21 protein-coding genes are annotated in these 24,070 nt (G+C 36.6%); 2 read left to right on the forward strand and 19 right to left on the reverse strand.

Features of this window, described 5'->3' with window-relative positions; all coding sequences use genetic code 11:
• Nucleotides 1-64: 64 nt before the first annotated feature.
• The 19 genes from KV696_RS10130 to KV696_RS08435 all read right to left on the reverse strand — a co-directional run bounded on the left by KV696_RS10130 (nucleotide 65) and on the right by KV696_RS08435 (nucleotide 21,807).
• The gene (locus KV696_RS10130) at nucleotides 65-187 is read right to left on the reverse strand and encodes a hypothetical protein (protein WP_258318590.1); all 123 of its coding nucleotides are present in this window, start codon (nucleotides 185-187) and stop codon (nucleotides 65-67) included.
• Between the two features lie 186 nt (nucleotides 188-373).
• Nucleotides 374-1,558 (reverse strand): capsular polysaccharide biosynthesis protein Cps4L, encoded by a 1,185-nt coding sequence (gene cps4L / locus KV696_RS08350; protein WP_023945239.1) that lies wholly within the window; start codon nucleotides 1,556-1,558, stop codon nucleotides 374-376.
• Nucleotides 1,559-2,788: a capsular polysaccharide biosynthesis protein Cps4K gene (gene cps4K / locus KV696_RS08355; protein ID WP_023945241.1), complete on the reverse strand. Its 1,230-nt coding sequence runs from the start codon at nucleotides 2,786-2,788 to the stop codon at nucleotides 1,559-1,561.
• Between the two features lie 18 nt (nucleotides 2,789-2,806).
• On the reverse strand, nucleotides 2,807-4,018 hold the full coding sequence (locus KV696_RS08360; RefSeq protein ID WP_023945242.1) for a nucleotide sugar dehydrogenase: 1,212 nt from the start codon (nucleotides 4,016-4,018) through the stop codon (nucleotides 2,807-2,809).
• A gap of 8 nt (nucleotides 4,019-4,026) precedes the next feature.
• Nucleotides 4,027-5,064, reverse strand: a complete 1,038-nt coding sequence (locus tag KV696_RS08365) for a nucleoside-diphosphate sugar epimerase/dehydratase (RefSeq protein WP_023945244.1) — start codon at nucleotides 5,062-5,064, stop codon at nucleotides 4,027-4,029.
• A gap of 15 nt (nucleotides 5,065-5,079) precedes the next feature.
• The gene (locus KV696_RS08370; RefSeq protein ID WP_219967395.1) at nucleotides 5,080-6,216 is read right to left on the reverse strand and encodes an acyltransferase family protein; all 1,137 of its coding nucleotides are present in this window, start codon (nucleotides 6,214-6,216) and stop codon (nucleotides 5,080-5,082) included.
• Nucleotides 6,217-6,218: 2 nt separating this feature from the next.
• Entirely contained in the window at nucleotides 6,219-7,022 is an 804-nt protein-coding gene (locus KV696_RS08375; RefSeq protein ID WP_023945248.1) for a hypothetical protein, read from the reverse strand.
• Nucleotides 7,015-8,100 carry a glycosyltransferase family 4 protein gene (locus KV696_RS08380; protein ID WP_023945250.1) on the reverse strand — a complete coding sequence of 362 codons (1,086 nt, stop codon included), beginning with the start codon at nucleotides 8,098-8,100 and terminating at the stop codon, nucleotides 7,015-7,017. Before KV696_RS08380 ends, KV696_RS08375 begins: the two co-directional genes overlap by 8 nt.
• 13 nt (nucleotides 8,101-8,113) lie before the next feature.
• A complete protein-coding gene (locus tag KV696_RS08385) occupies nucleotides 8,114-8,995 on the reverse strand; it encodes a glycosyltransferase family 2 protein (protein ID WP_023945252.1) in 882 nt (293 codons plus the stop codon).
• Entirely contained in the window at nucleotides 8,992-10,422 is a 1,431-nt protein-coding gene (locus KV696_RS08390) for an oligosaccharide flippase family protein (RefSeq protein WP_230537438.1), read from the reverse strand. Before KV696_RS08390 ends, KV696_RS08385 begins: the two co-directional genes overlap by 4 nt.
• 16 nt (nucleotides 10,423-10,438) lie before the next feature.
• On the reverse strand, nucleotides 10,439-11,644 hold the full coding sequence (locus KV696_RS08395) for a polymerase (RefSeq protein WP_219967397.1): 1,206 nt from the start codon (nucleotides 11,642-11,644) through the stop codon (nucleotides 10,439-10,441).
• Nucleotides 11,645-11,874: 230 nt separating this feature from the next.
• Entirely contained in the window at nucleotides 11,875-13,101 is a 1,227-nt protein-coding gene (locus tag KV696_RS08400; protein ID WP_023945260.1) for a glycosyltransferase family 4 protein, read from the reverse strand.
• A gap of 8 nt (nucleotides 13,102-13,109) precedes the next feature.
• A complete protein-coding gene (locus tag KV696_RS08405) occupies nucleotides 13,110-13,706 on the reverse strand; it encodes a sugar transferase (RefSeq protein WP_031227954.1) in 597 nt (198 codons plus the stop codon).
• Nucleotides 13,707-14,073: 367 nt separating this feature from the next.
• Complete coding sequence (locus KV696_RS08410; RefSeq protein WP_023945262.1) at nucleotides 14,074-14,772, reverse strand: tyrosine-protein kinase; 699 nt, start codon at nucleotides 14,770-14,772, stop codon at nucleotides 14,074-14,076.
• A gap of 9 nt (nucleotides 14,773-14,781) precedes the next feature.
• The gene (gene cpsC, locus KV696_RS08415) at nucleotides 14,782-15,474 is read right to left on the reverse strand and encodes a capsular polysaccharide biosynthesis protein CpsC (protein WP_023945264.1); all 693 of its coding nucleotides are present in this window, start codon (nucleotides 15,472-15,474) and stop codon (nucleotides 14,782-14,784) included.
• An 8-nt stretch (nucleotides 15,475-15,482) separates the two neighbouring features.
• Nucleotides 15,483-16,214, reverse strand: a complete 732-nt coding sequence (gene cps4B, locus KV696_RS08420; protein WP_000565324.1) for a capsular polysaccharide biosynthesis protein Cps4B — start codon at nucleotides 16,212-16,214, stop codon at nucleotides 15,483-15,485.
• Between the two features lies 1 nt (nucleotide 16,215).
• The gene (gene cpsA, locus KV696_RS08425; protein WP_219967398.1) at nucleotides 16,216-17,661 is read right to left on the reverse strand and encodes an LCP family glycopolymer transferase CpsA; all 1,446 of its coding nucleotides are present in this window, start codon (nucleotides 17,659-17,661) and stop codon (nucleotides 16,216-16,218) included.
• A 384-nt stretch (nucleotides 17,662-18,045) separates the two neighbouring features.
• Nucleotides 18,046-20,004: a peptide ABC transporter substrate-binding protein gene (locus tag KV696_RS08430; protein ID WP_138704997.1), complete on the reverse strand. Its 1,959-nt coding sequence runs from the start codon at nucleotides 20,002-20,004 to the stop codon at nucleotides 18,046-18,048.
• Between the two features lie 195 nt (nucleotides 20,005-20,199).
• A complete protein-coding gene (locus KV696_RS08435; protein ID WP_219967400.1) occupies nucleotides 20,200-21,807 on the reverse strand; it encodes a glycoside hydrolase family 13 protein in 1,608 nt (535 codons plus the stop codon).
• Nucleotides 21,808-21,959: 152 nt separating this feature from the next.
• Here KV696_RS08435 and KV696_RS08440 point away from each other — a divergent pair, with 152 nt between their 5' ends.
• Entirely contained in the window at nucleotides 21,960-23,444 is a 1,485-nt protein-coding gene (locus KV696_RS08440; RefSeq protein ID WP_219967401.1) for a DUF1846 domain-containing protein, read from the forward strand.
• 94 nt (nucleotides 23,445-23,538) lie between these two features.
• A complete protein-coding gene (locus KV696_RS08445) occupies nucleotides 23,539-24,021 on the forward strand; it encodes an S-ribosylhomocysteine lyase (RefSeq protein WP_000032547.1) in 483 nt (160 codons plus the stop codon).
• Nucleotides 24,022-24,070: the final 49 nt, after the last annotated feature.

Genomic DNA, 24,070 nt, shown 5'->3' on the forward strand with positions numbered 1-24,070 from the left:
CGAACTAGACAAGTGAGTTCGTCTCCTTAACAAACACTTCCAAGCGTTTACTTTCCTCATTCAGTCATCGTAATCTACAACTTACATCATCAGATAAGTCATATTCACCATTTATAATAGGTAGAATATGTTGTTTTCCTTCTTCAGTCTTCTCTTCAATAAGCAAATTTTTAAAAATTACTGCCATTATTATCACCTCGCTGCAATTGTTAAAGTGTTGTTGCTTTATTCTATCAAACATAAGGCGCAAAAACAAGTCATAATCCGATAGAATGGCAATCCCCTCTACTGTCAAAGAAGCCATTTCTATCGAATTCGTTCAATTTTATTCCTGTTCTATTAAGAATTGATTATTTTATTAAAAATATACAATTCAGTTTTTCCGCCAAACTATTTTATCCACTATCCCTGTATAGCTCTGTATTATCTTAACAACTTTAGTAGAGACATTTTCCTCAACATAATCTGGAACCGGTAATCCAAAATCCTCATCTTCTGCCAAGCTAACAGCAGTTTCAACTGCTTGAAGAAGAGAATTTTCATCAATACCTGCCAAAATAAATCCTGCCTTATCTAGGGACTCAGGACGTTCTGTACTTGTACGAATACATACAGCAGGAAAAGGGTAACCTTGACTAGTAAAGAAACTACTTTCTTCTGGTAAAGTTCCCGAATCAGATACTACAACAAACGCATTCATCTGTAAACAATTATAATCATGGAATCCTAATGGCTCATGCTGAATCACACGTTTATCTAATTCAAAACTGCTCTCTTTTAATCTTTTCTTAGATCGAGGATGGCAAGAATACAAGATTGGCATATTATACTTTTCAGCTAATTTATTAATTGCTGTGAAGAGAGAGAGAAAATTTTTATCTGTATCAATATTTTCCTCACGGTGAGCTGAAAGTAGGATATATCCTCCTTTTTTCAATCCCAAACGTTCATGGATATCTGAAGACTCAATGGCAGATAAATTTTTATGTAACACTTCTGCCATAGGAGAACCAGTTACGTACGTGCGCTCTTTAGGTAAACCACACTCATGTAAATACTTTCGAGCATGTTCAGAGTATGCTAAGTTAACATCTGAAATAATATCAACAATTCGACGATTAGTTTCTTCTGGAAGACACTCATCCTTACAGCGATTGCCAGCCTCCATATGAAAAATTGGAATATGTAAACGCTTGGCAGCAATAGCTGATAGACAAGAATTTGTATCCCCTAAAATCAATAAAGCATCTGGTTTAATTTGATTCATCAATTTGTATGAAGTATTGATAATATTCCCTACAGTAGCACCAAGATCATCTCCGACAGCATCCATGTATACATCTGGAGTGTCTAAATCTAAATCATCGAAGAAAATACCATTTAAATTATAATCATAGTTTTGTCCAGTATGTGCCAAAACAACATCAAAATACTTTCGACATTTAGTAATAACACTACTTAGACGTATAATCTCTGGACGTGTTCCCACAATAATCAATAACTTAAGTTTGCCATTATCTTTAAAACGAATATCACTATAATCTGTCTTAATTTTCATTTATTTCTCCACTTGTTCAAAAAAAGTATCTGGATGGCTAGGATCAAATGACTCATTAGCCCACATTACAGTAACTAGATTTTCTGTATCGGAAAGATTAATAATATTATGTGCATAGCCCGGTATCATATGTATTGCCTCAATCTTATCGCCCGACACTTCAAAGTTCAGAATAGGATATTCTTGTCCGTTTTCATCCAGCCCTATCCTACGCTCTTGTATTAAAGCACGACCAGAAACAACCATGAAAAATTCCCACTTAGAATGATGCCAATGTTGCCCTTTGGTAATGCCAGGTTTGGAAATATTGACAGAAAATTGACCTGTATTTTCTGTTTTTAATAGTTCTGTAAAACTACCTCGTTCATCTATATTCATTTTTAGAGGAAACTTAAACTTATCTACTGGTAAATAAGATAGGTAGGTAGAATACAATTTCTTTTCAAATGATCCTTGAGGAATTTCAGGCATAACTAAACTATCAGGCTGTTTTTTAAATGTTTCTAATAGAGAGACAATCTCTCCTAAGGTTGCACGATGAGTCGTTGGTACATAGCAGTAGTTTCCTGATGGACTAGGTAAGATTTGTAATCCATCTAGATCACAACGATGAGGATTTCCTTCCAATGCAGTTAGACACTCTTGTATCAAATCATCAATATATAGCAACTCCAATTCTACACTTGGATCATTTACTTGAATAGGCAAATCGTGAGCTAGATTATGACAGAAAGTTGCTACAGCAGAATTATAGTTAGGACGACACCACTTCCCATAAAGATTTGGGAAACGGTAAACTAAGACAGGTGCTCCCGTTTTCTTTCCATATTCGAAGAAGAGTTCTTCCCCTGCTAGCTTAGATTGTCCATATACAGAGTTCGAAAATCGGCCTTCTAAACTAGCTTGAGTAGAACTCGAGAGTAGAACAGGACAAGTGTTTTCATACTTTTCTAAAATCTCTAATAATCTACTTGAAAAACCGTAATTTCCCTCCATAAATTCATCAGGATTCTGTGGACGATTGACACCAGCTAAATGGAATACAAAATCGGCCTTCTTACAATATTCTTCTAATAAAATCGGATCTGTATCACGATCATACTGAAAAATCTCTCCAATCTCTAAATTAGGACGAGTTCTATCTCGTCCATCTTTCAAAGCTTCCAGAGTACAGATAAGATTTTTTCCTACAAATCCCTTAGAACCAGTCACTAAAATATTTAATGGCATATTTTTCCCTCCATATACTTAATCTCGCTGAAAAATATCTCTTGTATAAACTTTTTCTAGCACATCATATAAAGATTTTTCCATCCGATTGGCAACAATCACTTGACTGCTAGACTTAAAAACTTCCAAATCATTAATCACCTGATTACCAAAGAAAAAGCTATGATCCTCCAATGTTGGTTCATAGATAATTACTTCTACACCTTTGGCCTTTAAACATTTTATAACACCTTGGATTGATGATTGACGGAAATTATCCGAACCACTCTTCATAGTTAAGCGGTAAACACCTATTATGATTGTTTGATTACCGTCTGAAAGCTCCAACGCCTTTTTCAAAATACGATCGGCAATAAAATACTTGCGAGTACGGTTACTTTCTACAATAGCTGTCATCATATTTTGTGGTACATCATGATAATTCGCCAGCAACTGCTTACTATCTTTGGGAAGACAATAACCTCCATAACCAAATGACGGATTGTTATAATGGCTACCAATTCGTGGATCTAACCCTACTCCGTCAATGATGGATTTAGTGTCCAATCCCTTCATCTCCGCATAGGTATCCAATTCGTTAAAGTAAGAAACCCGCAAAGCCAAATAGGTGTTGGCAAATAGTTTGACTGCTTCTGCTTCTGTTACACCCATAATTAAGGTCTCAACATCAGGTTTAAGTGAACCTTCCTGCAAAAGAGTTGCAAACCGCTCAGCCTGAACTACCTGCTCCGTATCTCTCAAATCTGCTCCAACGATGATTCGACTAGGATAGAGATTATCATAAAGTGCTTTAGACTCCCGTAAAAATTCAGGACTAAAGAGAATCTTAACTTGCCCAAAACGTGTTCGGAGACTTTCTGTATATCCCACAGGAATTGTGGATTTTATGACAATGGTCGCCTTCAAATTAACCGCAATAATCTGCTCAATAACTGCTTCCACAACAGATGTATCAAAATAATTTTTTTTACTGTCATAGTTAGTTGGGACAGCAATTATGACAAAGTCAGCATCTCGATAAGCTTCATTACCATCTAATGTTGCAACTAAGTCTAATTCCTTTTCCACTAAATAAGTTTCAATATCATCATCCTTAATGGGAGATTGGCGACGATTGATAAGCTCTACTTTTTCAGGAATAACATCTACCGCTATAACCTTATGATATTGCGCTAATAGAATTGCAATAGATAAACCCACATAACCTGTCCCTGCTACTGCTATTTTCATAGGATACCTCACTGATTTAAAGATGCTAATTCTTCCCTAATATAGGGCAAAAGTAAGAGTTTTTCCTTGACCTGCTCGACATTCCAGAGTTCTGTATTACTACTGTTAAACTCTGTTAAGGGATTGCGTTTGGCATCCCCTTCGTTGAAATACTTATCATAGTTAAGATCTCGATTATCGCTAGGCACACGATAAAAGCCGCCTAAATCAATGGCATTCGTACATTCTTCATTAGTCAACAACGTTTCATACATCTTTTCACCGTGGCGAATCCCGATTACTTTAAGATCTTGATTAGGTGCAAAAAGTTCCGTAACAGCTTGCGCTAACACTTCAATGGTACATGCTGGTGCTTTCTGTACTAGGATATCTCCTGTTTTTCCTTTTTCAAAAGCAAACAGAACTAGGTCTACCGCTTCTTCTAAGGACATAATAAAACGAGTCATACTAGGTTCCGTAATCGTTATAGGATTCCCTTGCTTTATTTGATCAATCCATAGGGGAATCACAGAACCACGACTACATAGAACATTGCCGTAGCGAGTTACACAGATTTTTGTCTGATCTTCTTTTACCGTCCTTGACTTAGCAACAGCAATCTTTTCCATCATAGCCTTAGAGGTTCCCATCGCATTAACAGGATAGGCTGCCTTATCTGTAGAAAGGCAGATGACTTGTTTTACTCCAGCTTCTATAGCTGCAGTTAGAATATTTTCAGTTCCTAGAACGTTAGTTTTGACTGCTTCCACAGGGAAAAATTCACAAGAAGGAACTTGTTTTAATGCAGCAGCATGAAATACGTAATCCACACCGATCATAGCATTTTTAACAGAAGCTAAATCACGCACATCTCCTAAGTAAAAACGTATCTTATCAGCTACTTCTGGCATTTTTGCTTGAAATTCATGACGCATGTCATCCTGTTTCTTCTCATCTCTTGAAAAGATACGTACCTCCGAAATATCTGTTCCCAAAAATCGTTTGAGAACTGCATTCCCGAATGAACCTGTCCCCCCTGTAATAAGGAGAGTTTTATTTGTAAACATAGTTATTACTCCTATCTATAATGATGATCGAACATTCTTTTTAAATAAATTTAAAACCAGATAATATAGCCAAGCAAAGAAAATTCCTAGCACTATCATTACAAATCCTGTCAAAAATTTACCAAATAATCCTAGCGAGATTCCAATTGATAAATAAAAGGATAAACCTAGTGATTCAAAAATTGGCCAATGAAAAATATAAATATAAGGTGATAATTTTCCTAACCAAAGTAAGGTAGGATGTGAAAAGAAACGCTGCAGCTTTTTAGAATGATACAGCAATAAAAACAAAATTGCGACCCCTAATGGTCTAAAAACTGGAAACAGTTTTAATATAGGAGATAGAGGAAACCACAATCCAATTCCAAATTGATTAATAAATGCCAGATAAAAACCAAGCACATACAACAAACGTCTATAATACACATTTGTAAACACACTACGTACAAGCCTTCCCAAGAAACTATTATCATCTTCTAATCCAGATAAAGTATCCCATACCAAGGCTCCCAAGACAAAATCTGCAATATTATAATTAATAGGAATCACTATAATATAAGCAATTAGATATAGATATTTTCTCTGATATAAAGGTTTATTCAGAACAACATGAGCTAAATAATAGATTAAAATAGAACCCCAGAACTCAGCCCTCATGGTCCAAAGAGGTGTATTATAAGTGTTTTTCCCAAAAATAAATATATCAAATAAAGCTTCTTTTAAAGCGGATACAATATCTACTTGATTTATAAAAAACTTAGGTGCAGCCTTGAACAAACCTGTCTGATGAAAAAAATCTGATATTTTTATTAAATCAAGTCGTAGTAAGAGGTAAGCAAAAAAGATTGCTGGAACTGTTAACGAAATCAATCTAACCCAATGCTTATATATATATACTTTAGATAGTTTTGTCCCGCCATAGATTTTTCTCGTGATTAAAAAACCTGATAAAATGAAAAAATAACGAACTGCCATATTTCCTTGACTAATTATATTAATAGGAGTTCCGACATACACCTTATCAAAAATAGAATAAATATCTTCCTTGTAAACGACATTTTCAAAAAACAAGAGAGAAATATGAGTAGTCAGGACAATGAGAGCTGCAAGGCCTCTCAGTCCATCAAAATATAATAAACGTTCTTTTTTCACTATTATTTCCTTTTCTTAAACTTGGACTTCAAACGATAAATAATTTCTTTTTCTAACAATTTAATCTTTCTCTTCAACCGATAGCCTACAGTAAGATTTTCCCCTTGGACAAAAGACTCCGTTTCTGGGAAATCCGATAAATCTAATGAATAACCCAAAAGTTCCTCCAAACGTTCTTTTTCAGGTTTAACAACTTTACCTCGAATAATCAACTTTCCTCTATTATAAGGGATAGGTTGGAACATATCATCCTCTAAAGCATAAAATTTCTCTTTCGTCAGGTAAGTTTTAAAGTTATGATAAATCTCAAATTCCCAAGGAGAGGGACTCCCCTTCATGAATTGGATCAAACTAGACTTCTTCCAAATAGCGCATTGAAGAGTTGTCTTATAGGGGGCATATTTCGTTCGTCTTATATAATGCTCAGCAATACGCTCAGGTGTATTCCCTCCAGATATTTGTGATAGGGCAATACTAGCAATACTTGTATCCTCTTCCATCAGAGACAGTAGTTCTTCTAATTCTTCAATTTTAGCTGGTTTTTCTACGATAAAGTCATCACAAAAAACAATGACTCGCTCTTCAGTAACTTGTTCCAAAGCAGTTGCAACACGATCTCCAAAAACTTCTTCCTGACCAATCAAAACCCTTACGCTAGGATCCGTGATTAACAATGGGCCATCTGATGATACATAAATGGATACCGTATGAGAAATATGCTGACGCATGGACTGGATGAGGAAATTGACTACCTGCTGATTAGTCTCGCAACTAACAATAAATAAAGCACAAGATGAATTAAACATGACTTCCCTCCAAGATGTCCATAATATTTTTTGCTGCACCTTCTAAGTTGTAATTGCCCATCAATTTTCGATCATAGAGAGCCACCTGAGCAAAATTTAATTTCAGAGCTTTATTCAGCTTACTGGCTAATTCTTCCTTATTCAATTCCTTCATTAGATAGCCATTTTTACCATCCTTTATAAATTCTAAAGCAGCATTACAACGATTAGTAGAAACAATAGGAACTCCTGCTGATAAAGCTTCTACAATAACCAAACCCCATGTATCACTATAAGTAGGTAAGACAAAGAGATCTACCACTCGCATTAGCTCTAAAATATCAAGTTTTTCTAAAAAAGGAATAATATGTATATTAGGAGGAATATCCGTTTCAAAAATTGACAATTCTTCTTTTGTCCCCCCAACCATGATTAGCTGTATAGAAGTGCCCGCTCTCTGTTCTTTCATAAAAGCAAGCAACTCAGAAACTCCCTTCTCTTTTAAAAATTTCCCAACAAAAAGCAAGGTTTTTTCTTCTTTTTTTATCTGATACTTGTCAAAAATAGTATCAGAATCTACAACAGCTACTCTTTTTAAATCATCCTGTGACAGAGTTGAAAATATGTGTCGTTTAATCTTTGCCTTGGGAGCTAATTGCTGTATATAAGCATCTGTTGGGGTATTGGTGCTAAGCACAAACTCCGCTTTGCTTAGAGCAACAGACTTAATAAAATCCAGCAGTCTTTGCTTAAGTGAGATATTACTATGATTTATTATACCATCAACAGAAATAGCATACTGCCGTCTTGTTAGCCACATACCACTCATCAAGAACATCTTTTCCCACCCAGTATAGCCATCAAAGAAGACCATATCCATCTCTTTCAACATTTGAAACGTCTGAAATAAACCTAGTTCTGTGATTGATTGGAGATTGGTGCGAACAGGTCGTAGCTTGACATACTCAGCCTTTACCCCCGCCTCAATTTCGTGCACATAAAAAAGAGTCACTTCTGCATGCTTGGCTAGCTCATCTAATAACATAACCCTAAAAGGAGCAATGTTATTGGTGATATAGGCAATTTTTTTCTTCGGCATCTGTTCCTCCTTCCTAATGACCCAAAAAAAAGCGGTCCAATTTGACTTTAAGTGCATATGAACGCCTACCTGATAAAAAGAGTAATCGAAGTCTGTGTACTGCAGAAATACCTGGCATCAGAAGAATTGGCAATCTATTTCCTTTATAGCGTGCTTCTTCTAGTTTCAATTCACGCTGAAGTTTAGTCTTCTGGTCTGCTGTTAAGTGATTGCTAAATCTCTCTAAAAAATCACGACGGATAATCTGACGGATATGGTATTTCTCATTAAAGAGAGCAAAAGTAGATGTCCTTGAAATAGAATTACCTTCGTGAACGCGATAATAAACTACAATATCCTCAATCAATGAAACATGATCTGCGAAATGTTCGATACAGCAACTCCACCAGGTATCTTCATTCGGATAAGTATCTGGTATAGGAAGAATAAAACGGTGCATGGCTTTTGATAGCAATGTCAATGGTCCACTAAAGTTACGTACGGTATTTTTCTTGGGTAATACCAAACCATCATATTTAGAAGAATCAGAAACCATCTTCATCCTAGCTCTTAAAGCTACCTTTTCTGCAGGATTCCACTTTTGCGCCTCCTTGTTCCACTTTTCAAAGGCATCCAATGGCAACTGGTCATCCGCTCCCATAAAATATATCCAGTCTCCTTTTACATACTGTGAAGCCAAGTTATAAGCTGGTACCTTGCCAATCTTTCCCGGACTCAAAAAGACGATTCGCTCATCTCCCATGATTTTTTCCTGTACAATAGTTGCCGTACCATCTGTAGATCCATCATTGACGATAATCAACTGAAAGTCAGTATAGGTTTGCTGTTGAATACTGGCAATAGCTGCTCCAATATTTTTTTCTTCATTATATGCTGGCATAATGACAGAAATCATACTTTTTTCCTACTTTCTAAATATTTTTTTATCATATTCCATAAAACTGGATTTCCTATATAAACATAAATCATAGTTGCGATAGCAAAGATCAACACACCAAACAGTATTTCGCTGACTAATAGTAAAAAGATAGTAAAACGTCCTAATAAGAATAAACGTAGCCAACCAATGGCTATGTACATAAAATAAGATAGTCCTCCAAAAATGAAAACATAACTCAATAATCCCTTTAGAGGAATCTCCTTCCGAATAGGATAAGTTTGATAAATACAAATCGATAATTCTGATATAATGGTGGCTGTAATAGAGCCATAGACTCCAAAATAAGGAATTAGGAAGACATTTAAAATAAGATTTAATCCACTTCCCACTACAATTGCCACTACATACACTCGCTCCATAGAATGAGGAATCAAATATTGATAACGAATTGTCCCACTCCAAGCGGCCAAGCAAATATAAAGAGATAAGCTGGGCACATAATCTGCAACCGATTCATAGGAGGTCCCAAAGAAAAATCCTACAAAATCCTTAGCAATTGCACTTATCCCGAAGGCTGTAGCTATTGATAGAGCAATAACTAGAGTAAAAGACTGATAAAAGAGCTTCTCCGCTTCTGCTCTTTTACCCCTGCTCAAAAGATGTGTTACTCGCGGAAACAAAACTATATTGAGTGAAGTAATGACTGTTTGCGGAATATCTGTAATCATCCTACTCGAGTAATACAAACCCACAGCAGCATAGGAAGCATAAATCCCCAACATAACCTTATCCATAGTTTGAAAAAGGGTATCTGCCAAAACAGGAATAAATAATAAGAATAAACCTTGATAAGCAAGTTTAATCTGTTTGACATTTACAAGATAAAACTGCTGTTTCAGAAAAACTGGAACAAATATTATCAACTGACTGACAAAAATTGTCCCTACCTTTATCAAAGTATAGATACCCAAATCTACCTCTGTATGCACAAAGATAAAAATCAGCACGGCTGATAGGAGATTAACGATAACATTTCGCATGGCAATTTCACGAAAACGTTCTAAACCTGACAAAAACCAAGTCATATCAAAACCAGCAGAAATCACATACAACATCTGGATCCAATATATATCCTGATTACTACTTACAAAGAAAGTCACGTATAAAAAGTATGCTAACATGGCTAGGGCTGTATTGAGTAGTTGTACAGTCAACAACGTAGCGTACTCATCATTGGATGCTATATCATCATGTCTTTTGAGAGAAATTTGCTTGCTTCCATACATACTAATTCCCATCAGGGTAAATGTAACAAAATAAGAAGCTACCGTATTGGTATATGTATAAATCCCTAACCTATCTGAAGAAAATACTCTAGTAATATAAGGAGTAACAATAAGTGGAATGACCAAAGAGGTCAGTTTATTGGCAAGGTTAAACACATAGTTCCACTTTAAACTAGCTTGTTCCAGAGTGCTCACCAACCTTTCTAAGTCTCGTATTTAAGAAACAGCCAAAAACTAACCAAAGAATAAAACTCTTAGCACCTGGTCCAAAAGGTGCATAACCTTCAAATAAAGAATTAATTGTGTACGAAAAAGCCAAGGCCAAAAAAGTTATGTAAAAACGGTAAGGTATGAAACGTTGCCATAAGGCATAGAGTATAGGAGATAAAGCTACCAGAATAACGGCAATTCCTACGATATAACCATAATTTAGGAGACTCTCTAAATAAAAATTATCCATATAATAATAACCAATACCTGTCAATTCATGCCCTGAAATCTCTTTAGCAAAGACCTCAAAATACACAAAACGATTGGAGGAGATATGATCCAAAGACAAACTCGACAATCGTGACTCAGATGTCACCATTAAAAAAAGATTATTGATAAAAAAATTATATACAGTAGAATTGAGTAAAAATATACCTATTACAGTAATAAAACCGATTATGCGTCCTAACTTACGATACCATGAAATCTGCTGAAACCATATATACACTATAGGCAAAGTCACCGTCGCTAAGAGAACTGCTCGTGACCGCATAAGAATACACATATAAATTAGTAGTCCGCTGCTAGCTAATAACAATACTTTTCTCCACAGTGCCCACTTGCGATTATATAGAGACAAGTTGAGAATAACTGCCGATAAAAAGATAGATGCTGCTGAATTCTTAGCTCGATAAACATAATCGATATTTGAAAAAGTATATCCTCGAAAATAGTGAAAATAAATATCCGCTGAAATCAGCAAAGATGCTCCCAAAAAAGTCACGGCAATGATTTTCCAATAATGAACAATCACATCAGCATTCCAGTAGCCTAAAACTAGAATTCCCACAGCCAAATAAAGTTGCTGAGACAAACCATTAAAGACATAAGATACTCCCGTAACTATATCTAACAAAGCAATAGTGCTAATTAAATAACCTATTGTTAATAAAAAAAATAGGAAAGATCGTTCCATGTCAATTCTAGAAAAAACAGACACTACTCCCAACAGGATCCAGAAAGGCATAATCAGAAGTTGTGTGGGTATCCCACTCAACTTCCAGATATAGGGAGTCTGCGATAAAATAGATAAGGCAATCGCTACCTGCAAAATATAAAAACGCAAACTACTGTTGGGAAAACAAACAAATTTCTTCCGGGATTCCATTCCTCCTCCTTACTATCGCCAACATGTTAGTACCTATGTACTTTTATTTGAAATTACAGCTAGTATACAATAGCTAATAAGTTATTAAGAACTTATTAGCTTACAGAAAATACTTAAATTTACTTACTAAACTTTCAAATCCTATAAATTGAAACGCCAAATCTCAGCAAATTTCTTTAAGAAAGCATCTATATTCCTAATACCACAAACAGTATTAATCATTAAAATTTTCATGAGGAAAATTCCTCTCTCAAATAATTTTCTAACTGTGTCATAAACTGCTCTTTTGAAAAGTGATTTTCATAGTAACAACGAGCTTGCTTTCCTAACTCTCTTTGTTCTTCCGTAGATAATATACTAAATTTACAAATATTTTGTGCCAATTGTTCCACATCTTGTTCAGGACTGACAAAACCACACTTTGCTTCTTCTACAATTGTTTTAGTATCTCCTGAAATTGCACCTATAATTGGTTTCCCTGCCGCCATGTAAGATTGTACCTTACCAGGTATTGTACGAGAAACTATCGAGTCTCCTATTAAAGAAACTAACATAGCATCTGATTTTTTATAAAAGGACGGCATTTCTTGCAAAGAACGTCTTCCATAGAAGGAAACATTCTCCAACCCCAATTCTTGCGCTAATGCTTGCATACGTAACAATTCCGTACCATCTCCAACAAAATGAAAATGAATTTTCTTGGGTAAATCGGTATTCTTTTCTATCAAGCTGGCAGCTTTCAAAATAGTTTCCAAATTTTGTGCTTTACCAATATTACCAGCAAAAGTTAAGTCAACACTTTCTTTATTAACTTTCGATTCATCAGGGATAAAAAGATCTTCTGCATATTGTGGCAAATAAGTAATCTTTTGTTCTAATATATCAAATTGTTGCACAAAATAATTCTTAAATGATGGACTAGTTACAAATATATAATCACTAGCTTGATAAACTTTTTTTGAGATAAATTTAAACAACTTAAAAATCAAGCCATCTTGTTTCACTCCACCTACAGTTAAACTATCTGGCCAAACATCCATACAATATAGAAACATAGGTTTCCTATATTTATTTTTATAAGCCATACCAGCCCATGCCATCATAACTGGAGACAATTGGTTAACGAATACACAGTCAAAATTCGATCCATCTTTCGTTTTATACTTTCCCAATAAAACTCCTATAGTTGAACTAATTGCAAAGCTAAAATAGTTCAACAGTCGATATACAACACTTTTCTTCCTAGGGATTGTGTAAGTACGATAAATCGTAACACCTTCTATAATCTCTCGTCTTTTTTTATTATAACGATAGTCTGTATATATTTTCCCTTCAGGGTAATTAGGAATCCCAGCCAAAACAGAGACTTCGTGCCCTTTTCGGACTAAATCTTCACAAATATCTGACAACCTGAATGGTTCTGGCTTATAATGCTGGCAAACAAACAGTATTTTCATTGTCCAATTTAACTTTCTTTCTTACCACTACCCTCTACAATACCTTTTCGTTTCAGTACGTAAGGTATTGTCTTAACTATACATCTAACATCCATTCTCAGAGACAGATGTTTAACATAGTAGCCATCTAACTCTGTCTTCATCTCAACAGACAAAGTATCACGCCCATTAATTTGTGCCCATCCAGTTAACCCTGGCAAGACATCATTTGCTCCATACTTATCTCTCTCTGCAATAACATCTAGTTCATTTATACCCGCTGGTCTAGGACCTACAATACTCATATCACCAATAAGAATATTAAACAATTGAGGTAGCTCATCCAAAGATGTTTTTCGTAAGAAAGCCCCTACTTTTGTAATCCATTGTTCTGGATTATGTAGGTTCCGAGGTGCCATGTTTTTAGGTGCATCTATTTTCATAGACCTAAATTTAAAAATATAGAAGTATTCTTTATGAATACCAAAGCGTTTTTGCTTAAATATAATCGGTCCTTCCGAATCAAGTTTAATCGCAATTGCAATTATCATAAAAACCGGACACAATATTATTATACCTATCAAAGATAGAGTTATATCTCCTAATCGTTTTATTATACTATACATAAAAATCTCCTACTATGAGTTCTATTTTCATTTAACAAATTAAATCATTCAGTTCATACAACTACAAAAACTCAATATATATTTGGTAACTCAATGAGTTTATAAGAATGTAATCATTTTATCCACTATAACAACTAAAAATTTTCTTCATCCTAAACAAAAATTTATTTGCTTCAGTAATATATGACTTCTCAATAGTGGATTAGAAGGTTTAGTTCAGTTGTACTTCCAAACAAACCGAATATTTTTTAAAAAATATCGTTTTCTAAAATTTCAATCAATATATAAGTTAGTAAACCAACAGGTACATTCTATAAGATTGGGAGGCTTATATTGTAGCCCCCTTTCCATGCCGGACTCTCTAACTTCATTCTATTTTTTTCCCATAATTACCGTAAGAACCATAACCACCGTAAGAACCATATTTTTCACGTTGAACATTAAATTTATTGAGAACGACACCTAAAAATGGTTTCCCTGTTTGATCTAGCTGGCTTTTAGCTTTTTGCACTTCTCTTCGTTTTGCACCTCCGGCTTCTACAACTAAGATGGACGCATCACACTTTTGAGTGATAATTGCTGCATCAATAACAAATCCAATAGGTGCTGTATCAACAATGATATAATCAAAATATTTACGCAAGGTTTCAATCATATCATTAAAATTTTTACTTTGTAACAAGGCTGTAGGGTTTGGTGATACAGATCCCGATTGAACTACAAATAGATTTTCAATATTTGTATCACATAACCCGTGAGATAAATCAGTTGTCCCAGATAAAAATTCTGTCAGCCCTGTAATTTTTTCACGAGATTTAAAAACTCCTGACATAACTGAATTTCGAATATCGCCATCGATCAAAAGAGTTTTATAGCCTGCACGCGCAAAAGACCATGCTATATTTATGGAAGTAGTTGATTTTCCTTCCCCAGGGTTAACAGAAGTAACGGAAATCACTTTTAGTTTATCACCGCTCAACTGTATATTTGTACACAAGGCATTGTAATATTCCTCTGTCTTCTTAATGAACTCCAGTTTTTTCTGTGCTATTTCTAATGTTGGCATCTCTTTCTCCTATTTCAACTTATCCAAGTTTGGTACAACTCCCAAAAGTGTCATCTGCAGTGCATCTTCGATATCTTCTGGACGTTTCACACGAGTGTCCACAAGTTCAAGAAGAAGGACTGTAACACTTATGGCAATCAACCCGACAAAAAAACCAATTAGTGTATTGCGTTTAATATTTGGCGAAGACGGTGATATCGCTGGTCTTGCTTCTTCCAGTGTTGTCACATCAGAAACACGAGTAATACTGATAATTTTTTGAGCAGCTACTTCTCTCAAAGAGTTAGCGATACGGCTTGCCTCTTCAGGAACTCGATCATTAACTGAAATGGATACGATACGGGTATCAACCGGAACTTTGACCTTGATTTTATTAGCCAAACCTTTCGGCGTCAAATCTAGTTTCAAATCAGAAACAACTTTCTCCAAAACATCCTGCGATAGGATAATTTCACGATAGTCTTTAACCAAGTATGATCCTGCCTGCAAGTCTTGATTGGTTAAACCAGACTTCTCTTCTTGATTACGGTTAACTACATAAATCCGAGTCGTACTAGTAAACTCAGGTTTGATAACAAAAGTACTGTAGGCAAAAGCAACTGAAGAAGTTATAATTGCCACTAATAAAATGACTAACTTTCTTTTCCATAAAGCTCTAAATAGTTGAAATACATCGATTTCCAAAGTGTTTTGATCTTTCATATTTTCTCCTAAATTAATTGATCCATTATAATTTTTCTGGGATTTTCTACAAAAAGTTCCTTCGCTTTTTTCGCTCCATATTTCTTAGCAATGATATCGTATGCCTGTTCCATATATGGAGGTCTACTGTCTAAATTGTGCATGTCACTTGCAACTACATGAACTAAATCACGTTCCAAAAAATACCGAGCTCTCTTTTTCATAAATTTATATCTTTCACCAAAGAGCTTAGGTTTTAAAACATGATAACTATTTATCTGAGTATAGCAGCCCATATCAATCAGTTCGCGAACGCGTTTTTCATTATTCTCTAAAGCATCATAACGTTCAATATGAGCAATTACTGGTGTGATTCCCAACATCAAAATATTACTCAATCCCGTATGAATCTCACGATAGGGAGTGTGCATGCTAAACTCAATCAAAGCATAACGGCTATCATTAAGGGTAGGAATTTCTTTTTTTTCTAGCTTTTCTAGCACATCCGAAGTATAGTATATCTCTGCGCCATAAGCAATGACTAAATCATCTGCTACTTCTTTTGCAATTTCACGAACCTTAATAAAATTTGTTGCAATTTTTTCTTCTGGAGTTTCAAACATTCCTTTTCGACGATGTGAAGTAGACACAATCATTCGAACCCCTTGATTATAAGCTTCTCTTAAAAGTGCCTTACTATCCTCTATTGACTTCGGCCCGTCATCTACATCAAAAACGATATGCGAATGGATGTCTATCATTTTATCTACCCTCCATCACATCCTGTATAGCTGCTTTGACTGTAGCTAAACTACTCTCATCTATTTCCATCATATAGAGATTACTGTCTGGCATTGCATAAGAAGGAAGATCCATCCGACCTGTCCCTTTTAAATCTTGAGAATTTACTTTATAATTTCCTCCACTTTCCAACTGAGTATTCACTAGATCCATCATAGTCTCAATCGGCATATTTGTTTGAAGAGAATCCTGCAATCCTTGAAGAATACTACTATAGTTTTTCAAGGCTTCTGTAGAAGTTAACTTCTGAATGATTGCTACAATGACCTTTTGTTGATTCCGACCACGGTCACGATCTCCATCGGCTAGTGAGTAGCGTTCACGTACAAAGCCTAGGGCTTGCTCAGAATCTAGATGGACATTCCCAACTGGAAAGTGGAACTTCCCATGTAGAACTGAAAACTCTTGATCGTTATGAACATCTACCCCTCCCAATAGCTCAATCAATTTCAAAAATGAGGTAAAATTCAAACGAACATAATAATTAATATCTACACCATAAAGGTTCTCTAAGGTATGAATAGATGAATCAACCCCATATATACCAGCATGAGTCAATTTATCCTTTTGATTGTTTCCACCATCAGCAATAGGAACATATGAATCTCGTGGAGTTGTTGTAAGAAGGATTCTCTTCGTATCCCTATTGACCGTCATCAGGATATTGACATCTGAGCGCGAAACTGAACTAATGGCACCGTAAGTATCAATACCACTGACATAGATATTAAAGAAGCGATCTTTAGATACCTTAGGGGTCTCAACATCCTTGGTCATTTTTTTAGTGTAAATTTTCTTAATTTTAGAAGCATAATCTGGATACTCTGCTTCAATAATATTCTCAAATACACTATTTAAGACAATGGCTTTGGCCTCTCCAGAAATCAAACTTTTATAAGTTGACAAGTAAGAAGTACTTTTATCAACCGTCAAATCCTTATTTTGACTCGTCTTAATATCAGAAATTAGCTTTTGAATATTCTCATCATCCGTACCTGTTGGTCCCATAACACTAGATAATTGGGCAACATTATTGATATCGCTATCCTTTAAAACGACGACACTGAGAGAATACTCTGAATAATTTGAAGTTGCATTAATATGACTTGTAAAGCCTATAAATTGCTGCAGAGTAAATAAAGAAACAGAACTCACTAAAACAGCTAGTGTCAAAAAGAAAATCGTGAACTTTTCTGCTTTTTTATAGATTATTAATAATGCAGCAATCACAGCAACCATCACGGCAAAAACTGCGACCACTATATTAACGTGCCTGAAAGCAAGTATATTGTACTTAAAGATTAAGAACAATAAAAAACCAACTAACAATAAATAAATAGTCAACAAAACTATATTAACACTTCGCTTCACTTTCTGTGAACGTGATTTTTTAAAACGTCTACTCATGATTAACACCTATACATTTAATGTTACTATTATATCACTTTTGTACGATAAATTCTACATTTACCGAGTTTATAAAGATATAGATTATTTGGACCTCATAAGCACTGATACTATTCGAAAACCTCTTCAAACCACATCAGCGTCCATCTGCAACCTCAAAACAGTATTTTGAGCTGACTTCGTCAGTTCTATCTACCACCTCAAAGCTGTACTTTGAGCTAACTTCTCAGTTACTCTTTGATTTTTATTGAGCATTAAACCATCAAAATCAATACAACATTTCATTTACCATTCAACATAACTAGACAACTACTAGCCCGTACAGCCAAAAAACAGCCCTATTAGGACGACTTTATAAAAATCATCCAATAGAACTGCTCATCATTATTTAACATGATTTTCTGCTTCTTTTTGAGCTTTTTCGATTGCTTTTTTGCTTTCTTGCTCCCATTTAGTTTTGGCTTCTTCATACTGTTTGATTGTCACAGTATCTTTTTGCAGTTTCATATACTTGTAGTTATTGCCGTCACCCTTGATACCGACCAATGAATAACCTCTTGTAAATGGCGTTACTTTGGTTACAGAAGCTGTACCACCACTTGACATGGCTGACATAATCAGAGAATTGTCAATCATCCAAGCCTGTGCTTCAGCATATTTTTCATAGCGTTTGGCTACATCTTTATTTTCACTATCTGCATCTTTAAGCATCTTGGTGTAAGTATCAAGCCCCAAGCTAGCAATCTTAGCTTTATCTTCTTGAGCATCTAGACCAAAGATTTTGAGATAGAATCCATCCTCTGCATTGAAAGGATTAAGATAAGTTGACGGATCTTGATAGTCACCTACCCAACCATCAAAGTTCAAATCGTAGTCTCGATCAGCTGGTGTCGGTGCCAAGAAGGCTACGTTATTAAAATCATCTGTTGAAAGTTGTTGAACATCAATGACAATGTTATCAGCACCTAAAACTGACTCAAGGGTCTGCTTAACTGAGTTCATTCCTGTCACAGCATTTTTGCTCGTCTGATCAACAGCCACATCCAAGTGAATTGGGAAGGTTACACCTTGACTTGTCAATTCTTTTTTAGCTTCCGCAAATTTTGCTTGGGCTTTTTCTTTGTTGAAATAGGCATCTTGAGCATCTGCCAAGTTAATACCTGACCATTCTGTACCATAGTTGACCAATTTAGAAGCGACTACTTCTCCAAAGGTCTTGTCTCTAACTTGGACAAATGTTGGAGGCACTAGGGTGTTACGAAGAGTCTTGCTAGCTGCTTCTTCTCCATTTGACTGGGCAGAATAGGCTGTGCGGTCCAAGGCAAAGTTCACTGCTTGGCGGAAGTTCTTGTTCAAGACAGCTGTCTCAGTCGACTTCTTCTGCTCATCTGTCGTTTTAGACGTATGGTTGTAAGCCTTACGGTTGACGTTGAAATTGAAATACCAAGAAGTCTTGTCCTGCAAGCTATAGACAATATTATCCTTATATTTCTCCTTGGTCTTAGCAAAGTTAGAACTATTTGGATAAACCCCAGCGATAGAATAAGCTCCACTTTCAAAGTTACGGATGGTCAATTCTTGGTCTGAACCATCAAAGTAAGCCAATTTTACGTGTTCAATTGATACTTTGTCATGATCATAGTAATGTGGGTTCTTCACATACTCGATCGATGATTTTGATGTGAAATCTTTTAACAAATAAGGTCCGCTGTAGAGAATGCTATCTGGAGATAGGGTACCAAAATCTTTCCCTTTTGAGTTTAGAAACTCTTCATTCACTGGGAAAAGAATACTGTTGGTTGTTTTTGAGTTCCAGTAAGGTTCTGGGCGTGCCAAAGTATACTCAACAGTATGGTCGTCGATGGCTTTCACTCCAACCTTAGAAAAGTCAGAATCTGCTCCTGTAATATAATCATTCAAGCCCTTGATCGAGTTTTGAATCAAGTCAATGGCCTGGGATTTATTATCCACTGCGTACTTGATACCTATCACAAAATCTTGTGCCTTGACTGGGGCATACTCTTCACCGTCAGCTGTGAACCATTTGGCATCTTTTCTCAGTTTATAGGTATAAGTCAGACCGTCGCTTGAAACAGACCAGTCTTCTGCCAAAGACGGAACTAGGTTTCCATGGTTATCATTTTCAAGCAAACCATCAACTAGGTTAGTAATGATAGCTGTATTATCAGCGTAATAGTCTAATAGGTAGTTAAAAGTAGTTGGATTTCCACTAAAGGTTGATGAGTAAGTCTTTGTATCTGAACCTGATTGTCCGCAAGCGGCTAAAAGCAAAGCAGCCGCAAAAGTCAGACCTGCACTAAGGACACGCTTTTTTGTAGTCATCTTCTTTCTCCTTTATGTTAGTTTTTATAACATATATTTATTTTACCAAAATAGTGGAAATTTGTAAAGTTAATTGAATTTTGAGAATGAAAGTTTATAAACTTTAGTCATAAAAAAACAAAGGATTTCTGTCTTTCATACAGTCCTCCCTTGTTTTTATACGATTTCAATTTTAAATTTTTCTGTAAAAAATATTTATAGTAATTCCACACAGAAAGCATCCCATGGAGCCAAGATTTGTTTTTCAAAAACTTCTTGAGCCACGGTGTTTTCAATCAAGACCGACTTAACACTTCCTTCTACGGTCAAGTCTTGCTCTTCATTGGACAAGTTAGCCACAACTAGGAAACGACGGTCCCCATCTTTACGGATATAGGCGAAGACCTTGTCAGTTGTTTCCAAGAGTTCAAAGTCAGCTCGAATCAGCCAGCTATTCTCCTTACGGATTTGAACCAGTTTCTGATAAGTATAGAAAATAGATTCTGGATTTGCCAGCGCTTTCTGAACGTTGATTGCTTGATAGCTTGGATTGACTGCCAACCAAGGCTGACCTGTCGAGAAACCAGCGTTTTTGCTCTCATCCCATTGCATTGGAGTACGGGCATTGTCACGTCCAATGACACGGATACTGTCCATGATTTCTTCCATCGGAACACCTTTTTCAAGAGCTTCACGCGCATAGTTGAGGGATTCAATATCTTCTACTTGGTCCAGTGTTTCAAAGGGATAGTTGGTCATCCCAATCTCCTCGCCTTGGTAGATATAAGGTGTCCCTCTCATCAAATGAAGCAAAATGGCAAAGGCTTTGGCAGATTTTTCGCGGTATTCTTGGTCATTTCCCCAGATTGAGACGATACGAGGAAGGTCATGGTTGTTCCAGAAGAGCGAATTCCAGCCATCTTCAACTCCTAACTCTGTCTGCCATTTGTTGAAGATTTCTTTTAACTTAGCAATATTCAGTTCTTTTTGATAGTTCCATTTAGGCTGACCTTCCTGATACTGAAGACCGATATGTTCAAACTGGAAGACCATAGACAATTCTTGTCCCTTTGGATCAGAGTAGAGCTTGGCAATCTCTGGCGTTGCTCCCCAGGTTTCCCCTACTGTCAAGAGATTCTTATCGCCAAAGGTCGCTTGATTCATCTCCTTGAGATAAGGGTGGAGCATAGGACCATTATTGACTATCTTCTCGTCAGGAATTTTCCCAATCATGTCAATGACATCCATGCGGAAACCGCCAATGCCTTTATCAATCCAGAAGTTCATCATCTCATAAATTTTCTGGCGAAGTTTTTCATTTTCCCAGTTGAGATCAGGCTGTTTCTTACTGAAAAAGTGGAGATAGTATTGACCTGACTTTTCATCGTATTCCCAAGCAGATCCACTAAAGATAGAATCTAGGTCGTTGGGTTCGTCTCGCCAAATATAGTAATCTCGCTCAGGACTGTCAGGATTTTCACAGGCCTCAACAAACCAAGCATGCTCATCTGAGGTATGATTGACCACCAAGTCCATGATGATACGAATATCACGTTTCTTAGCTTCCGCGATCAGTTGGTCCATATCCTCCATGGTTCCGAAAATAGCTGCAATCGCTTGATAATCAGCAATATCATATCCATTATCATCCATAGGACTGTCATAAACAGGAGAAAGCCAAATCGCTGTGATTCCTAACTTGGCTAGATAGTCTAACTTACTGGTAATTCCTGGCAAATCGCCAATTCCATCTCCGTTGCTATCCATAAAGCTCTTAGGATAAACTTGATAGACTACGGCATTGTGCCACCATTTTTCTTGCATCTTCTTACCTCATTATTTTAATAATCTATAGTCTATGATAGCGCTTTTCAGAGTTTTATGCAAGCGTTTGCCTAATCTTTTTGATTCCTTTTTTAACTCCATAGTTTCCTAACTTCCAATTTTTTATTATAATAGAGGTCAGAGGTAAAAAAATGAAAAAACAAGCTTTTAGTTCTGAACAATATTTGAATCTACAGCGCGACCACATTTTGGAGCGCATTAACCAATTTGACGGCAAGCTCTACCTGGAGTTTGGTGGCAAAATGTTAGAAGATTTCCACGCTGCTCGTGTTCTTCCTGGTTATGAGCCTGACAATAAAATCAAGCTCTTGCAAGAATTGAAAGAGCAGGTTGAGGTCGTGATTGCTATTAATGCAAGTAATATCGAGCATTCCAAAGCACGTGGTGACTTGGGCATTTCTTATGACCAAGAAGTTCTTCGTTTGATTGACAAATTCAATGAACTGGGAATTTTTGTCGGCTCCGTTGTCATCACACAGTACGCTGGCCAACCAGCTGCAGATGCCTTCCGCAACCAACTCGAGAAAAACGGAATTGATTCTTATCTTCATTATCCAATCAAAGGATATCCAACAGATATGGATCACATCATTTCTCCAGAAGGTATGGGGAAAAATGACTACATCAAAACCAGTCGAAACTTGATTGTCGTAACCGCTCCTGGACCTGGTTCTGGAAAATTGGCAACCTGTATGTCCAATATGTACCACGACCAGATCAATGGCATCAAGTCTGGCTACGCTAAATTTGAAACCTTCCCAGTTTGGAATCTTCCCCTTCATCACCCAGTCAACTTGGCCTACGAGGCTGCTACAGCAGACCTTGATGATGTCAACATGATTGACCCTTTCCATCTTCAAACCTACGGAGAAACCACTGTCAACTACAACCGTGATATCGAGATTTTCCCAGTGCTCAAGCGCATGTTGGAACGCATTCTAGGAGAGTCTCCATACGCTTCTCCAACAGACATGGGTGTCAATATGGTTGGTTTCGCTATTACAGATAATGAGGCTGCTATCGAAGCCTCTAAACAAGAAATCATCCGTCGCTACTATCAGACTGTTCTTGATTTTAAAGCCGAAAAAGTTGGCGAATCTGCTGTCAAGAAAATTGAATTGCTTATGAACGACCTAGGTATCACACCTGCAGACCGCAAGGTTGCTGTCGTTGCGCGTCAAAAAGCAGAAGAAACTGGCGGACCAGCCCTAGCCCTTGAATTGCCAACTGGGGAAATTGTCACTGGTAAGAACTCAGAGCTCTTTGGCCCTACAGCCGCTGCTCTTATCAACGCCATCAAGAAATCAGCTGACATCGCTAAAGAAGTAAAACTAATCGAACCTGAAGTTGTCAAACCGATCCAAGGTCTTAAAATCGATCATCTCGGTAGCCGCAATCCACGCCTTCATTCAAATGAAATCCTGATTGCCCTTGCTATCACAGCTACAGAAAATCCTGATGCTGCCCGCGCTATGGAAGAACTTGGCAACCTCAAAGGAAGCGAAGCTCACTCAACCATCATCTTGACAGACGAAGACAAGAATGTCCTTCGCAAATTGGGTATCAATGTAACCTTTGACCCTTACTACCAATACGACCGCTTGTATCGTAAATAAAGATTTCAACCTCTCCACACTCGGAGAGGTTTTCTCTCTGTCTCAAGAGCCGGCTTTATGTTATAATGAAAAGAGAAAACTGAAAGGATTTACCATGTCAAAAGAAGTTATTGTTGAAAGTTTTGAACTTGACCACACCATTGTTAAAGCACCCTATGTTCGCTTGATTGGGGAAGAAACAGGACCAAAAGGAGACATCATCTCCAATTATGATATTCGCTTGGTACAACCAAACGAAGACTCAATCCCTACCGCTGGCCTTCACACTATCGAGCACCTCTTAGCAAAACTCATTCGTACCCGCATTGACGGTATGATTGACTGTTCACCATTTGGTTGTCGCACAGGCTTCCACATGATTATGTGGGGGCGTCATACCAGCGCTGAAATTGCGGCTGTTATCAAGGATTCGCTCAAAGAAATCGCTGAGACTACTACTTGGGAAGATGTCCCTGGAACAACCATCGAATCTTGCGGAAACTACAAGGATCACAGCCTCTTTTCTGCTAAAGAATGGGCAAAACTCATTCTAGAACAAGGGATTTCAGATGATGCCTTTGAACGTCATGTGATTTAAACGTAAAAAAGGAACCAGTTTTTTCAGCTGGCTCCTTCTTTTTTATTCT

The sequence above is a fragment of the Streptococcus humanilactis genome (genome assembly GCF_019448275.1).
GTDB lineage: Bacteria > Bacillota > Bacilli > Lactobacillales > Streptococcaceae > Streptococcus > Streptococcus humanilactis.